This is a genomic window from Candidatus Bathyarchaeota archaeon (assembly GCA_023131225.1).
Lineage (GTDB): Archaea > Thermoproteota > Bathyarchaeia > Bathyarchaeales > SOJC01 > JAGLZW01.
The window spans coordinates 1-15,061 of the sequence record JAGLZW010000044.1; the positions used below are offsets into that span (position 1 = coordinate 1).

Genomic DNA, 15,061 nt, shown 5'->3' on the forward strand with positions numbered 1-15,061 from the left:
TCCCATGGAACTTTGGTACAGTGGTCAAGCCTAAAGATATAAGGCATTTCTCTAGTCATGAAATGGGCATGGCGTTTGCACCAGACAGAGATGTCGTTATGAAAAACAAAAAAGTTAGATAACAAGTGTTTGAACAATGATAGAGAGATAGCTTTTCTGTTTTTCTAAAAACTCACGCGCTGCCTCTTCTCTAATACGGGTAAATGAATAACGCTCTCGCACACCATAGCTGAAGGCTCTAAAGCCTTTCTTAAGAGACGTAGTTCTTCTTGGCGAATCTTGATAAGCTCCTTGTTCAACTCTTCTATTTCTTGCATTTAGTTGTCTCCAAAATCTCCAAAGCTGTAAATGTAGTTAGCACACGTTCTTCCGAAGAGTTGAAGCTTGACGTCTAAGCGCAGCTTCCTAAGTGGCGTAATTATCGTCTTGGGTTTAAGAGTGACGAAGGGTCTTCCATACTCTTCCTTATTCACTATCTTCTTGAAAAGCTCGCCTACATCCACTTTTAAGTAAAGAGTGTGTGTCAACCGTTTTCGCGTGTTGAACATTTTAGTATAGAATTTGGTGTCAGCTTTCATCCGCTTCACAGCTTCAGATAATGAAAGGTTCTCATACTCTTCTAAGTGCTTCATGTCTCTTTCAGCGCGAATAACCCTTAGCATCTTGTGGAATTGCCCTATGTGATAACGTCGTGTTTTCTCTAGGTCTTGTGAAACGGTTTTAGTGCATACACCCAGCTTCTTAGCTATCTGCTCATAGGTTAAGCCTTGAATGTAAAGCTCGTAGGCTATATCTGAAGTATAAGAAGCGCGAAAACGTCGAGGATGAAGAAGATGAAGAGCTTAAACAATTAAAAGGAGAGGAAATGGGCTTCCATAGACGCCTACAGCTTTTAAGGAAAAAAGAGGAGATTCGCATGCGCATTGCTACCTTAGCTGTTGAGGAAGCAATGACATGCTTTGAGAAAAGAAAAGAACTCTTCTCCAATGAGAAAAAGTTGCTAGAGTTTGTGCAAAAAGTGATGCCAATTGTTAACCCACAACTCTGGGAGGAGTTTAATGTATATTGCGAAGAACAAGGCTATGACCTCGCCAATGCAGTTGCTACTAGTCTTGGTGAACAAAAATATTTTGAGGACCAATTAGCTGAAGGCTCTCCAAGTCGAATGGATTCTTACTTAGAGGCACAATTGAAAGAAAGCCTGGAAGTTTGGAAAGAAGTCCCCAGCCAAGAGGAAGAGGAATACACGGAAGACAATGAAAACGATGAATGTGAAATTATTACAATTCCATTGTATTACTAATTTCGCTCGTATACAATGACAATCTTAAGGTCTAAACGTGCACATAAGGGAAGTATAAATCAGAGATGTTCAACTCAAAATAAGGCAATCTTTTATGTAAACCTTCTATTATATTTCTTGAAATTAAAGCTACATTCAATTTCTTATGGTCCTTTTCCGGGCCAAGGACCATGGGAAACTACAGTAGATACATACTATGCAGTACGGGGAGGGGCATATTAAAGGGGTTTTTTAATTTCTGGACTCTTTACAGATTGATCATGGAAATATGCATGCATGTATACATAGACCGTTTTCCACAATGCATAAGAAGCGAGTGGAACACAGTACCAAAGGAACCTACAGACGTAATCCGATGATGGAACCGTCAATTTGGGGTGACCCCACTTGAAAAGAAGATACATCTATGTGGCAACGGCAACTGTCTGCGGAGCTTGCGTCTCGCTAGGTCTGTTTTTCTTGTATGTAGTCCCAAGTCTCAATATCACACTGAATGTGGATACGATGCAGATCGGCATCATACTGACCACTATAGGGTTGGTCTCAGGCATTGCATTTGGGCTCCAAAATCTTGCATTGACACGCAAAATGGCTAAGGAAGCTCTCAAAAAGGCGGTTCTTGAAGTCTCAGTAATGGGTCAGCGCTTGATTCCTGATTCCAAGTTTAGCGAGATCGTTTTCGGATACTCAGTAGGCAAGGATGATGGGGTATTCTGCACAATCCCGTTTGCCATACACAATACCGGAGAGCTTTCAGCAGAGAACGTTTCTGTAAGGTTTGCATTTCCGTTATGGTTCAGAGGTCTCGAGGGTTTAATGGACAATGTCGAAGTTGCAGGCATTTTTGGCGTTTATGACATGTCTGACTTGAAGAGGAGAGCTTACAAGCATGAAGGCTTTGAAATTGTAGATTACTTGATCCCCGAGTTAGGCCCGCATCAGACTTGGAAAGTGCTGGAACCGGTAGATGTCACCGCCTCGTCATCACTTCCTACCCATGAAGTGCACGGGGTTTCCAAAGACGACGTTCCATTGAAATTCAAGGCACATGTCTCTGTCGTTGCGAGAGTGTATGTTCAAGTTTCGGCAAAGCATATCAAGCGGGCCTCAGGGCATTTCCGCGTTAAGCGCTTTGAAGCAAAGAATATGAAGGAATTGCGGGACAAGGTCGAAGAGGACAAAACAAATGCCTTGAAATACGATTTAGAGAAGATGAATGATGACACACCCGCATCAAAGATGGAGAAAGCCGACCTACTCAAGAACGCGATCGCAGTGATGCCAAAATTGAAGGAGGCTCCAAAACTAAAGAGAGGTCCTCAAATAAAGGGAACGGTTTTCGTGGAAGAACCTAAACAATCAATAATAGATGTTTTTCAGGTTTCTGAATCAACAAGACACGGACTCAGGCTGCCTGACGGCTCAACCCTGATTCGAAACGTGCCTGACGATTCAATTCTATTTCGAAAAACGCCTAGCGGTGTGGAGCGAGTTCGAAAGAAACGGAAAAAACAACGCAATGCTCAAGTCTGATCATTGTGATCACAAACATGTTGCATGCATAGTCACGAAAAATGAGGGATTTACGGTTGATATCGCGTGCTGATTATTTACTTGTTCTTCTGAATGCTTGGTTCAGTGCGTTTTGATATATTCGTCAAGACTAATTAGGTTAAAAAGATTTCTTAAACACCGAAGTTAATGAAAAAAGGGTTAGTTTTGTTTTTGTTCCTTCTCTAGTTTCTCTATTCTTTTCATTAGCGCGGCCATTTCCGATGATTCTATGCTCCACCCATTGAGTCGCTGCTTTAGCTCTGCGTTTTTCCGTTCTAACTCGGCAATTTTTTCAGAATGCCGCATTACGGTGTCTGCGGTTATTCTTCCCCATTGCCCTCTCTTATATTGTTCCGCAGCGAAAGATTCGTCGTGATAGTCGAAGTAGCTGCCTCTCGATGCCGCCAATTTATGGCCCATGAGCGCTTCAGCAACGTCGGGGTCTAACCCGCTGCGATACAACGTTTTCCTGAAGGCCTTCCTTAAACAGTGAGTCCAAACTGTGTCTGGCTTTATCTCTATTTGCTTCGCCGCGTTCTTCACTATTTCAACAAGGTGCTGTCCAGTTAACGGTTTATTAATGCTTACCGTTCCCTCAGTCACGAATATTGGGCTGCTGTCTTCTGGTTGCCACCCGTCAGCCCTTCTTTCTCCAATGTAACTTCTTAACGCTTCAGCACCTTCACGGTGCAGAAAAGTGTAGTAGTAAGAAACGTTGTACGCGCTTAGTTTGGTGTCTACTCCACAGTTCGTCACGCCTTTCTGCCGGTAAGCTACAACCTTAATTCTCACTGGAACCTGTATCTCAGGGTATAATTGGTCTTTGAACATGCCATACAACCAACTGCATAAACATGAAGCCCGTACGCCGCTTTGCCACAGACACAAAATTATGGCTTTTCCCCGTGCTTTCTGTCGCGGGCCCTTATTTGGAAAACTGTCTGCCATCCGATAAATCTCTTCTTTCGTTGGGATGTGTTGGCGGCTAATTTTCTTAGCTCTCCTCTTGAACAGTTGCCTGCGCTCTGACCTGTTAAACGTCACTGCCTTGTTGTTTAGCTCCAGAAACCTATTTACGACGTAGAAGACCCGTCGCGCACTCGCAAACTTCTCTTCACTGTTTTTTTGAAGGCAAGCACGACGAACTGCCTGTTTAATCTCAACGTCGCCCCAACCTAGCAGTTCTTCAGGGCCTACTTTGTTTAGCTCTAAGAAATACTTGAACAGGTACAATTGGCCCGGCATTGCAGTAGGGGGGTAGCTCTTAGCTAACAAGTCAACTGCTCTGCTCTTCAGAAGGGGCGCGTAGCTGCGTTCTCCTGGCTTAAACCAGCCGTGAAGCCCTCTATCGGCCATCGGCATTCCTCATCTCGCGGATTCTCTTTAACGTAAGCTTTAACTTACAATCCATCTTTTCCCAATATTTTGCCATAGGTTTTCAAGAGTATAATAGGGCACAACCAATATAAAAAAGCTACCTTCGGCTGTCAACAGTTAAAGACTATGTTGATTTCGGGCTGTTTGGGCATTTTTTTCAGGCGGTTAACCTCCAGCTTAGGTTTCTTCTGGCGTTTTGTTGGGCTTTTCGGTGTCTTCTTTGATGGTTTTTGGTTCTTTCTTTTGCTTTTCTGGTTTTTCTGGCTTTCCTGCCTCTTCTGGTTTTTTCTCTACGGCTTCGGTCTTTTCTGCTATTTCTTTTGTTGCAGTTTTTTTGGGCTTCTTTGATTTTTCTGCCTTCTTGGGTTTCTCGGTTATCTTCATGTTGATTTGAACGATTTCTTCAGTGATGACGTTTCCGCGGAGTGTTCTTCTTCTACGTTCCCCCTTGCGGGTGGAGTGGAAGCCAACACCTTGAGTTATTATTACTCGGGTTTTTACTCCGCCATGGATGTCTGGTCGCATAGGGAAACCGTCTTTGTCTGAGCCTCCTGTGATTTTCAATTTGTGCCCTCCTAGTCCAATGGCTGTTCCGTCTATTGTTTCGCCAAGTCTTCTTCCTATAAGCGGGACAGCTCGGGAATCTTCCAATTCAATTATTTGTGATCTTCCTGTTTCTGGGTCTGAAAGGATTATCTTGAATTTTGCCATGAACACATTTACTCCGTATGAAGCAAGTTTGAATATGGATTGTATACCGCGTTTTTAAAGCTTCCTTTCAAAACACCAAAAGTCGTTGATTAGCAAAAAATTAGGTTTACCTTTATAGTTATTTATTCCCGATGCCCATTATGTGCCTTTTGGAGAAAACAGTGTTGGACCCAGTCGAAGAACCAAACATACACTCATGAAGAACCTCTTCTATCAATTATGTCCAAAGCACCAGGTCCAGTACCAACAATAGTCACACGTACACCTGTCGCTTCCTCAACCTTAGCAATGAAATCCCTCGCTTCTTGAGGCAACCTGTCATAATTTGTTGCATTCTTACAACTGGGGTACAAAATGTCAAGCTTAGTAACTGCCGCTTCTGTAGCACCGTGAATCCTTGCCACCCTCCTCGCCAAATCAAAATTAAACGGCGCAGACCTACGTTCCCGTCCAGTTCCAGCCGCAGTCTCAAACCATCCTCGACGCTCAGCTTCTTCCTTAGACAATTCCCCAGGCAAACCCCCCGCACCCACACGCGTAATAAAAGCCTTGAACACAACTAAAATCCTATCCACCCTGCTTGGGCCTACCCCTGACTCGGAACATATGGCTGCAGCACTCGTATCACGACTCGTAACATAGGGATAAGATCCATGATAAAGCGAAAGCATCAAACCCTGCGTTCCCTCCAAAACAACAGTTTTATCCGCATCAATAGCGTCGTTCACCTCCTCTACCACATCTGCCAAAAAACCTTTCAACTCTGCCACATCCTTCGCTAACTTAGCCGACCTCTTCGCTCTCTCCTGCACCGCAGGACCAACACCCCAACCAGTAGTACCAAGGCTTCTCAAGTGACCGTTGCTCTTGTCTAGTTCAGAGTGATGTGGCTCAATAATAGACGCCTGCCGATCCACCCCAATCCTACCTTCAACACCTGTTTTCTCTACCTCTTTTAAAAATTGAGGAACATGAACATTAGCTCCCGGACCAATCAAGAGGCGACAACTATCATAAACAAATGTGGAAGGAACCACATGTAGCGCGTAGCGTCTACCTTTGAAATGCACAGTGTGGGCAGCATTAACAGATCCCGTGCGTACACAGACATCAACCTTATCCTTCAAAGCCAAATAGGATATGACTTTCCCTTTTCCTTCATCTCCCCAAAAGGCGCCAGCCACTACGGTGCAAACCATAACTTTTACCACGGTGCATTTAGAGTTTGGCAAGAATATTTAAAAGTATTTGTCAACTTTATGTAAAATGTCATGTTATTTTACAAAGAACCTGTCAATTTATATGGATGTGTCGAATATGTTTAAGAAGCACTCAACAACATCCCTCTCATGAGAAAAACGAAGGCGCACAATCATGCAGTTCAAAGCCGTAATCTTTGACCTCGGTGACACACTAATATTAACTGACCGATGGGACTATGACAAATGCTTGGCAAGACTTGTGAAGAGCCTGCAAAACGACAATGTAAAACTCTCAGCCTCATCTGAGCAGTTTAGACGTGTTTACTTTGAAGTTCGCCACCAAATGTACATTAGATCTGAACAATCCCTCAAAGAAGTAGATTTTCGCCTACGAATCGCTGAGACACTGAAAAAGTTCAACCACAATTTTACTCACGAAAGTCCTACAGTGACGCGAGCCGTAGAAGCTTTTCTTGAAGCCTTTATCGAAGACGTAAGGATGGAAGCTCACATACGACCATTACTCACTCAACTAAAGAAAAAATCCAAACTAGGATTAGTCTCCAATTTTGCCTACGCACCAGGCTTATGGAAGATACTGGAGCGCTTCGACTTAACCAGATTTTTCGACGCAGTGGTGATTTCCGGTGAATTAGGCCTACGCAAACCGCACCCAAAAATCTTCAAAGAAGCACTGGAATTGCTAGAGGTGAAGGCATCAGAAGCAGTTTTCGTGGGCGATTCCTTAAAAGCGGACATTAATGGCGCAAAAAACATGGGACTCAAGACAATCTTAGTTGAAAACATTGGACTTCGAAAGAACCCATACGCAACCGCAAATGAGCTAGATCCTTTCCCTATAAAACCAGACATAGCAATTCCAAATCTGAAGGATTTAGCTAAAACCCTAGAGAATTGGGCGTACTCAGCATTTCCTTGATCCTATCGAATTTGTGCTCTTTGGCTAAGCTGAGCAAGCATTGTACTCATTAAAAAGGATCTTACTTATCATTTGCCATGTTCACTTCTTTTAGATACCGCTCCGATAAATCCTAAAATCTTGTAGCATAATTTTTCGAGCCTTTCATAGTCAAGCGTTCATTAAAAGGTAGGGGTTCAATTGTTCCATCCATTCAATTTCTTTTAAAAAAATCGTCAATGGAGGCCTTCTTGGTTGTGTGATGCAAAAAACAGCTGGTTTGCCGCCATCTTTTTCTCGTTTAGCATCAGCAACGTAAACGTTAACGAGGACAGACCCGTCTTTAAGATGTAGATTAACATGACGGCCTACGAAGGCACGAGCGACATTTAAGTTGAAGCGTTCCATACCCATTGTTTAACTTCTCCATGCATGGTTTTCATCCGCAATTCTATGCCAACAGTGGGTGCAAATAGGTAATTGCTGGTCTTTATGTAGGATGTAAACTTCTATGTCGGTGTTTCTACACTCGTTTTTCCATGGATTCTGACATTTCTCTACCGGGCGAGACATTACTATATTCACCACAAGGCTGTACTTCGGATTTCCTGCGTTTAAAGCCGTCGTTGAAACAACAATTCACAGAGGGGTGAGACATAAGTGAAAGTGAAAATTGAGCTGTGAGCACAACGTTAACGACTCCTGCAGCAAATTGCCGGTCAATTGGCATTGAACTGAAGAAGAATATTAGCCTTCTGTTTTTTTCAGAGGCTTATAATTTCTGGCTCAATTTCTTTCCTAGTTATTTTCAATAACGCGACAGAGGGTTTGGTTAAAAATGGTGAAATGGGATTTGTGGGGCTGCCAGGGTTAATGAGTAACATGCCATCTTTATATTTCACACTTGGCCGATGAGTGTGACCTGATACGAAAACGTGGAAACCTCGCTTTTCGACTATGTCTTTAAATCTGTTTGTTCGGAAGAAATAGTTTAGACTGTGTGTCATTCCAATTTTCCAGTCATAAACATCAACAGAATTTATCACAGGTAATTTCTCCTTTACATCTCTTGTGTCCATGTTGCCATGCACGGCGAAGACAGGCGTCATTTGCTCCAATTCCTCTAAAACACTTAGCCTCGTTAAGTCTCCGGCGTGAATAATCAAACTGGCGTCTTGGAAGATTTTGAAAACCTTGTTTGGTATTGCTTTTGCACGAGCTGGAATATGAGTATCCGAGATTAAGCCTATGAGTTTCAAAACACTCAGCTCTGCCAGTTTTTGTTATCAACTATTATAGCAATACGGAGCAACGGTTATAAAGTTAGCAGAAAATCTTGCGAGGTTTATGCTAGAAAATTTCATTTGAATGGATATGTCTTTAATGCGTACTCGCAAAAGTACGAATTGCGTTAAGAATCAAAATGAAAAAATGCCTTACATCAGTCTCCGGAAACTATTCACAAAATTAATTTTGCCATCATATAGATGAATCGCTTAAAAAGAAGGATTGTGGAGAAGAAGCTATTTGCGTTCTTCCAAGTAGCTGTACCCTTCGTCTACTTTTTTCTGCATTTCCTCAGCGTATTTTCCAATACCGTTTTGTTTGATGCTTTGGAGTGCTGCTGCAAGTCCGTAGCCTTTTCGATAAGGAGCTAAGGGTCCACATGATTCAACTTCATTGCATTCGGCGCAGGTGCGATAACCCTTTTGTTCTGCACATGATCTTACTTTGCAGTTTGGGTCTCCGCCGCCTTGAAGACAGCCAGGGCAGTAGCCAAACATTTTGACTAAGCCATTCATGACTTGGCTGAATTCGTTGTAGTGTTTGAAAGTTGGTTCCCAGTTAGCGAGTTCTGGCATGGCTTTGTCGAAGCCATAAACAGTAATAATTTTGTGTAGGTCATCGACAGCATTTTTTATTTTTCCTTGACGAATCCCGCAGGCGTTGCAGTGGAGGCCGCAGTGACCGACAAGGTTGGCTAGATCTGTTGTGGCCATGTGTTATGCCTTCTTAACGTATTTTTCTTTCGATGCCCCGTAGTTTAAGCATTTTGGTTGACAAGCTATGGTTTATGGGTCAACCCTACGACATCGCCAATGTGTTGGCAGTTTCAAAAATAGCCTGTTGGAGAGTTGCCTTAAGCCAGATGTTCATGGCTTGGACGGGCAGCGCAATATTTTGCTTGACCTAAGGAATATCAGGTGGAAGTCTTTGGAAACGACAATGTTGAAAGCATTTTGGCAATTAAGGAAAATGAAGGTTCAACCTCTCAAAACGCTTCCAAAAATTGAAACGGAATCTAGGGTAGGTACAAATCTACACATACAAACTGTCCATATTTCACTCTGCCAAAAGCATATCTGGAATCAAATACAATCTGTGGATCTCTAGAAGGTGACGAACACACACTTTTGCCAACACCAGCAAAGCATTGCGCTGTAATAGAACTTTCTTCCATAAAGAATAAATGTCTTAGAGAAGACTTTATTTTTGATGCACTATGCAAAAATACGTTCGGTTAGTGTTAGTTGTCTCAATTTGCTGCTTCATAGCTATATCTCTCATTCCAACTAGAGCCCTAAAGGTCAAGCAATATCAATCTCCTACAGTTGAAGAAAACAACAACGCGTTGAGCATTAAGAGCTACACCATGCCAGATTCAATTATAGTTGAGTTGTTTTTCCCACAACCCTCTATAACTGATTCCCAGAATCACCACTCAGTTGAGATGCAAGACCTACTAAGATTTGGTGCTCCCGGTGAGCCAGTACTCCCTTTCAAGACGATCAAAGTGTTGATTCCTCAGAGCAAAGAGTTCCAAAGAATCGATGTGACCCATGGTAATAGAAGATTGTTAAAAGGCAAGTTCAATGTAGAGTATGGAAAGACACCAATACCCATTTCATCTAAGATTAGCATTGTAGACCGACAAAATCAAAAAATCTATAGTTCATCAGATCCGTTTCCAAGTGCGTTGTTTTCACAAGTATCAGAGCAATATATACGAGGATATAGAACACTCCTCTTGACACTTCATCCAATCCAATACATTCCAAAAACGGGTGAGCTATCCTACTTCGAAACCATGACTGTTACTATCGATTTGAAGGAAACTAGCAAAGCATCTCCATGGCTAAGAAATCTGTCAAAAGACAAAATGACCGTTCAAGAAATTGTGGACAATCCAGAGGCCGCGGAAACGTACACAACAATGACAACACAATTGCGACCATTATCTGTGAATGCGTCGGAATCATACGATTATGTTATCATTACCGACAGCACTCTGAACTCTTCATTTCAGCCATTAATCGATTGGAAAATCTTGAAGGGATTGAATGCAACAACAGTTCTGGTTGAAGACATTCTAAGCGACCCAGACTATTATGGCAATGGTTTGTTTGGTGACGGTTCGCAATTTAACGATACAGCTGCCCGCATAAGAAATTTCATAAGAGATGCATACTATAACTGGGAAACTGAGTATGTATTGCTCGGTGGAGACATCGGGATTATTCCTAAAAGAGGCACCTATGGCTTTGTCGCGACGGACCCAATTACGGTAGATCGCAACATCCCTTGTGACATGTACTATGGGGCCCTTGACGGAAGCTGGGACAACGACAACGACACCATATTTGGAGAAGGAGTTTATTCAGAAGGTTCAGAATCACCTGAGAATGGAACAGCTGGAGAAGAAGCTGACTGGTTTGCAGAGGTATACATTGGAAGAGCACCAGTGACTACACTAGTGCAAGTAGAGAATTTCGTCAACAAAACGCTGTGGTATGAACAAGCTTCAGACGACAGCTATTTCAAGAAGGCAGTGATGATTGGCGAAAAACTAGATGCCGAAACGCAAGCTGCAAACAGCAAAGATTTGGTATCAGATGAAATACCGCAGTATACAACGAAACGGTTGTACGAAAGAGACGGCACATACAGTCGCACAACAGTTATCAACGCAATTAACAGCGGCACCCACATATTGAACCATGACGGACATACAAATCCCGATATTATGATGGAACTGACTAGAGATGACGTCGACACTCTCATCACCAACACGGAATACTTTTTCGGATATAGCGTTGGATGCAGCGCAGCAGCATTCGATGGAGACTCAGTCATAGAACATTTCATCTATAACCCTCACGGAGCATTTGCATTCGTAGGCAACTCAAGATATGGCTGGTATATGCCAGGCACAACATATGGAACAGGAGACCAATTCGACAAAGCATTCTTTAACGTCCTGAATAACACCGTAAGAAATCTAGGCAAGACACTGCAGTTCTCAAAGGAAGGATTTGCAGGTTCAACGTCAAACAGCGTGAGATGGACTTACTTTGAGCTAAATCTCCTTGGAGATCCTGAGACAGAACTAGTAACTGAGATTATGGCACCAACAGCTCACTTCCAAACTAACCCGACTGCAGAACGGCTATCACCACCGGTTCTCAAAGACGTCGTAAACATTACAGGCATAGCAAGAAGAGGAACAGCAGCTGGAGCAACGTTCAGCAACTTCACAATTGAATTCTATCGAAGTGGACAATGGCATTCTGATGGAATTTCACTACTAAACAACGGTCAAGACGAGACTACTAATGACATATTAGCCATTTGGGATACTAATGTAGTTAGCCCAGGGATAGTTGATCTTAGGCTGACTGTAAAAGATGAAAGCGGCACAATTGGAGAAGATAAGTGGCGAGTTCGCGTCGAAGAGTTACCTGCCATTCGCGTACTTCCTCAACTGACCGAGACACAAGAAGGCTTACCTTTCACGGTAAGTGTCAAGATTACCGATCCAGTAAACCTCTTTGGACTAGACTTTCACATGAGCTGGAACACTACACTCGTAGACTACGTCAGTCATGCCTTATACATTCCAGTAGAAGATTACTGGTGGGGAATTCTATACAGCCCAGTAACTATAACAAAGGACGACGTGAACCAGACAGCGGGAACCTACTGGGTAGCAGCAAAGTCCACGTCTTCAACACCGTTCAACAAAGATGGAACAGTCTTCGACATGACTTTCCAAGCCAAAGCCACTGGCACTTGCAACCTAGAAATATATTCCACCAACCTTACCGAGAAAGATGGCACACCAATAACCCATAAAATCGTTGATGGCGTCGTAGAAATAGCACCCGGTGTTCACGATGTGGCAATTACAGATATTTCGCTTGTTGACACTGTTGTCGGTGAAGAAATGCCTGCTAGAATCAGGGTGACAGTCGCGAATGAAGGCACCTACGCTGAAAACTTCAACATCACAGTCTATGCAAACGGGACCCTCGCAAACACAATCCAGATCGCTCTCTCTGCCCTTAACTCGACAACGATTACTGTTATTTGGGACACAACAGGTTGGATGAAAAGTAACTACACAATCAGCGCTAACGTCACATCAGTCCTTGGAGAGACAGATATGGCAGATAACACAATGGTCGATGGCACGATTATAATAACCATACCTGGCGATGTTGACGGAGATCGAGACGTTGACATATACGATATAGTGGCTATGGCGGGGATCTATGGCACAACTGAAGAAGACCCACAATACGATCCTAATTGTGATATTGACGGTGACGGGGACGTAGACATTTACGACATAGTAGCAGCAGCTGGCAACTACGGGCAAGGCCCGTAACCCCTCCCTTTTTTTCTATATTTTTTCTATACATTTTCTCTTTTTCTATTCCATTCTTCAGTATATGTGGAGATACACGATTCTCTAAAAAATTACTTCTCTCTCTGACCCAAAACCCACATTCATAAACATCAGAAATCTTACCTTCTAGAAGAAAAGCTCTAAATCAAAGCTTAAATTGGAAACTCTAGTATGAACAAGCCTACATGTAGAGGAGGAGAGAAGAGCGACTCCTTTGTTATTAGGATCCAAATAAGTGACTAATGAATGTTGGTCATGAAGTACATCGAATTTGTAAGGTGCTCCAATCCAGAAGCACTTGAAGGAAAAAGAAACTGGATTATAATGAGAGCCAGACACTAATCCATGATAAAGGTCACTGACGTGTTAGGGTTTTTACTAGGTTGCGTTCACTATCGTAAATCCTGACTTGGAGAGGCATCTGACCGACTGCAAAATGTGTAGCACATGCCATGCAAGGGTCGTAGGCTCTGAAAGCCATCTCCACTCTGTTTAATAGTCCTTCGTTAACCACGTTATTTTTTATCAAGCCTTTTGCAGCATCGCGAACCGACATGTTGATGGCTGCAGAATTATTGGTTGTAGCTACTATCAGGTTAACCTTTTTCACCAAAGCATCCTCGTCGAGAACGTAATGATGGATTAAGGTGCCTCTCGCCGCCTCGACAATTCCTACACCCTCACCGGGCGCACCAACTGGGTTTCTGATATCCTTATTTGTGATCTCAGGGTCTTGAGCTAGCTCTAGAGCCCTTTCAGAAGCACACAAGATTTCAATCAACCTTGCCCAGTGAAAAGCTAAAGTAGAATGTATAGGTTTTCCACCTAAGGTCTCATACATCCGCTCAAACTCCTGTTGTGCCAAAGGTGTCGCCATCCCCTCAGAAGCGTTGAGACGGCCAAGCGGACCTACACGGTAGATACCGCTGTTAGCACCGTCTACAAAACCTTTCCAACCAATCTTCTTGAGGTATGGAAACTTAACATAAGTCCACGGTTCCACATGCTCCTCGATAACATCTAGATATTCGTTTGGCACAAATTTGACAAATTCTTTTCCTTCAGGGTCCACGACGCGAACTTTTCCATCATAGAAGTTCACCTTATTGTCATTGTCAACCAGCCCCATGTAATACGTTCTCATAGTGTAAATATCGCTCTTAATCATATTCACATAATCTTCATTCTTCAAGACAACATCATTAAACAAGTTGAGACTAAACTTTGCAAACTCCACACAAGACTTCGCCATTTCCTCAATCTCTTGTCTACCCTCCTCACTTAACGCCTTTGAAATACCGCCGGGAATCGCACAAACAGGGTGTGTAGCTTTACCACCTAAAATCGCAGTTAGCCTTTGTCCATACGCCCTATGCTTGATGACATCCTTGCCCACATCCAAACCAGCCTTATTAATTACGCCTAAAATGTTCCTTTCTGCAGCAGGCGCATCTGGTCCTACGATGAAGTCTGGTCCGCCTAGGAAGTAGAAGTGCAATATGTGGTCGTAGATGATGTAGCCACAATACATGAGCTCTCTCAATTTCTTAGCTGTTTCTGTAGGTTCCACGTTGAACGCAGCGTCAATTGCTTTTGCGGCTGCCAGGTGGTGGGCTACTGGGCAGACACCGCAAATCCTCGTAGTTATTATTGCCATGTCTTCAGCTTTTCTTCCCTCGCAGAACTTCTCGAATCCCCTCAACTCAGGTATTATCATATAGGCATTCGCAACGTTCCCTGCATCGTCTAAGAATATGTCAATTTTTCCGTGGCCTTCCAGCCGCGTTATAGGATCGATGGATATTTTCTTCATTTTTTCATCACCTTCCTTTTAATAATTGAATGGGGCAACGAATACTTGTAAAAAGTGCCAACCGGATCCTTGATTTGGTTTATCAGTTTCTCCGAGTCATATCCTTCTTCTTTCTCTTCGTCGATACCGAGAATCGACGCTAAAGCGCTTAACATAGCTGCTCCTTGCTCTGGCACGTTGGGACAAGGGCCGCCACACCCAGTGCATGGATAATCAACATCTAGACATTGAGCACCACACCCTCCTCGTGTAGCTGGTCCCATGCAGATAATTCCTTGTTCAAGAAGGCATATTTCAGGGTCTGGCGTTTTTTCATAAATGCGATAGATCTTGGAAATTTTCTTTTGGTCTTTTTTTCTTGGGCATTCGTCACAGACAGACTTCAGGGGTGCCAAAACTGAGCCTTTAGGCGGCAATTTACTCGTCATAATAGCATCAAGAGCCTTAACTATCAAGTCTACTGGTGGCGGGCACCCTGGAACATAGTAGTCCA

General features: G+C 43.1%; 15 protein-coding genes. 4 read left to right on the forward strand and 11 right to left on the reverse strand.

Annotation, left to right across the window (positions count from 1 at the left end; translation table 11 throughout):
- Positions 1-164 precede the first annotated feature (164 nt).
- Both KAU88_09905 and KAU88_09910 read right to left on the reverse strand, forming a co-directional pair.
- The gene (locus KAU88_09905; GenBank protein ID MCK4478817.1) at positions 165-317 is read right to left on the reverse strand and encodes a hypothetical protein; all 153 of its coding nucleotides are present in this window, start codon (positions 315-317) and stop codon (positions 165-167) included.
- On the reverse strand, positions 318-632 hold the full coding sequence (locus KAU88_09910; protein ID MCK4478818.1) for a hypothetical protein: 315 nt from the start codon (positions 630-632) through the stop codon (positions 318-320).
- 233 nt (positions 633-865) lie between these two features.
- Between KAU88_09910 and KAU88_09915 the strand changes: the two genes are divergently transcribed.
- Positions 866-1,303, forward strand: coding sequence for a hypothetical protein (locus tag KAU88_09915; GenBank protein ID MCK4478819.1), 438 nt, complete (start codon positions 866-868; stop codon positions 1,301-1,303).
- A gap of 387 nt (positions 1,304-1,690) precedes the next feature.
- A complete protein-coding gene (locus KAU88_09920; GenBank protein MCK4478820.1) occupies positions 1,691-2,836 on the forward strand; it encodes a hypothetical protein in 1,146 nt (381 codons plus the stop codon).
- 180 nt (positions 2,837-3,016) lie between these two features.
- Here KAU88_09920 and KAU88_09925 read toward each other — a convergent pair whose 3' ends face one another.
- From KAU88_09925 to KAU88_09935, 3 genes are all read right to left on the reverse strand, one after another.
- Positions 3,017-4,213 (reverse strand): site-specific integrase, encoded by a 1,197-nt coding sequence (locus tag KAU88_09925; protein ID MCK4478821.1) that lies wholly within the window; start codon positions 4,211-4,213, stop codon positions 3,017-3,019.
- Between the two features lie 198 nt (positions 4,214-4,411).
- Complete coding sequence (locus KAU88_09930; GenBank protein ID MCK4478822.1) at positions 4,412-4,945, reverse strand: 30S ribosomal protein S6e; 534 nt, start codon at positions 4,943-4,945, stop codon at positions 4,412-4,414.
- A gap of 194 nt (positions 4,946-5,139) precedes the next feature.
- Complete coding sequence (locus tag KAU88_09935; GenBank protein MCK4478823.1) at positions 5,140-6,144, reverse strand: adenylosuccinate synthetase; 1,005 nt, start codon at positions 6,142-6,144, stop codon at positions 5,140-5,142.
- A gap of 175 nt (positions 6,145-6,319) precedes the next feature.
- On the opposite strand from KAU88_09935, the gene KAU88_09940 reads away from it, so the two are divergent.
- Positions 6,320-7,087 carry an HAD family hydrolase gene (locus KAU88_09940; GenBank protein MCK4478824.1) on the forward strand — a complete coding sequence of 256 codons (768 nt, stop codon included), beginning with the start codon at positions 6,320-6,322 and terminating at the stop codon, positions 7,085-7,087.
- Positions 7,088-7,237: 150 nt separating this feature from the next.
- Here KAU88_09940 and KAU88_09945 read toward each other — a convergent pair whose 3' ends face one another.
- The 4 genes from KAU88_09945 to KAU88_09960 form a co-directional block, all read right to left on the reverse strand.
- Positions 7,238-7,480 (reverse strand): hypothetical protein, encoded by a 243-nt coding sequence (locus tag KAU88_09945; GenBank protein MCK4478825.1) that lies wholly within the window; start codon positions 7,478-7,480, stop codon positions 7,238-7,240.
- A gap of 3 nt (positions 7,481-7,483) precedes the next feature.
- The gene (locus KAU88_09950; GenBank protein MCK4478826.1) at positions 7,484-7,639 is read right to left on the reverse strand and encodes a hypothetical protein; all 156 of its coding nucleotides are present in this window, start codon (positions 7,637-7,639) and stop codon (positions 7,484-7,486) included.
- Positions 7,640-7,830: 191 nt separating this feature from the next.
- Positions 7,831-8,325 (reverse strand): metallophosphoesterase, encoded by a 495-nt coding sequence (locus KAU88_09955; GenBank protein ID MCK4478827.1) that lies wholly within the window; start codon positions 8,323-8,325, stop codon positions 7,831-7,833.
- A 264-nt stretch (positions 8,326-8,589) separates the two neighbouring features.
- The gene (locus tag KAU88_09960) at positions 8,590-9,066 is read right to left on the reverse strand and encodes a DUF3795 domain-containing protein (GenBank protein MCK4478828.1); all 477 of its coding nucleotides are present in this window, start codon (positions 9,064-9,066) and stop codon (positions 8,590-8,592) included.
- A 503-nt stretch (positions 9,067-9,569) separates the two neighbouring features.
- Here KAU88_09960 and KAU88_09965 point away from each other — a divergent pair.
- Positions 9,570-12,734 (forward strand): hypothetical protein, encoded by a 3,165-nt coding sequence (locus tag KAU88_09965; protein ID MCK4478829.1) that lies wholly within the window; start codon positions 9,570-9,572, stop codon positions 12,732-12,734.
- A gap of 376 nt (positions 12,735-13,110) precedes the next feature.
- Here KAU88_09965 and KAU88_09970 read toward each other — a convergent pair whose 3' ends face one another.
- Both KAU88_09970 and KAU88_09975 read right to left on the reverse strand, forming a co-directional pair.
- Positions 13,111-14,568 (reverse strand): Ni/Fe hydrogenase subunit alpha, encoded by a 1,458-nt coding sequence (locus KAU88_09970; GenBank protein MCK4478830.1) that lies wholly within the window; start codon positions 14,566-14,568, stop codon positions 13,111-13,113.
- Positions 14,565-15,061 (reverse strand): oxidoreductase (locus tag KAU88_09975; protein MCK4478831.1); only part of this gene is annotated, 497 nt, incomplete at its 5' end. The genes KAU88_09970 and KAU88_09975, both read right to left, overlap by 4 nt.

Excerpts from the sequence above, each read along its gene's own strand:
- KAU88_09910 (MCK4478818.1), bottom strand. The coding sequence starts at position 632 with ATGAAGCACTTAGAAGAGTATGAGAACCTTTCATTATCTGAAGCTGTG.
- KAU88_09945 (MCK4478825.1), bottom strand. The coding sequence starts at position 7,480 with ATGGGTATGGAACGCTTCAACTTAAATGTCGCTCGTGCCTTCGTAGGC.
- KAU88_09960 (MCK4478828.1), bottom strand. The coding sequence starts at position 9,066 with ATGGCCACAACAGATCTAGCCAACCTTGTCGGTCACTGCGGCCTCCAC.
- KAU88_09950 (MCK4478826.1), bottom strand. The coding sequence starts at position 7,639 with ATGTCTCGCCCGGTAGAGAAATGTCAGAATCCATGGAAAAACGAGTGT.
- KAU88_09970 (MCK4478830.1), bottom strand. The coding sequence starts at position 14,568 with ATGAAGAAAATATCCATCGATCCTATAACGCGGCTGGAAGGCCACGGA.
- KAU88_09925 (MCK4478821.1), bottom strand. The coding sequence starts at position 4,213 with ATGGCCGATAGAGGGCTTCACGGCTGGTTTAAGCCAGGAGAACGCAGC.
- KAU88_09915 (MCK4478819.1), top strand. The coding sequence starts at position 866 with ATGGGCTTCCATAGACGCCTACAGCTTTTAAGGAAAAAAGAGGAGATT.
- KAU88_09935 (MCK4478823.1), bottom strand. The coding sequence starts at position 6,144 with ATGGTTTGCACCGTAGTGGCTGGCGCCTTTTGGGGAGATGAAGGAAAA.
- KAU88_09930 (MCK4478822.1), bottom strand. The coding sequence starts at position 4,945 with ATGGCAAAATTCAAGATAATCCTTTCAGACCCAGAAACAGGAAGATCA.
- KAU88_09940 (MCK4478824.1), top strand. The coding sequence starts at position 6,320 with ATGCAGTTCAAAGCCGTAATCTTTGACCTCGGTGACACACTAATATTA.
- KAU88_09965 (MCK4478829.1), top strand. The coding sequence starts at position 9,570 with ATGCAAAAATACGTTCGGTTAGTGTTAGTTGTCTCAATTTGCTGCTTC.
- KAU88_09905 (MCK4478817.1), bottom strand. The coding sequence starts at position 317 with ATGCAAGAAATAGAAGAGTTGAACAAGGAGCTTATCAAGATTCGCCAA.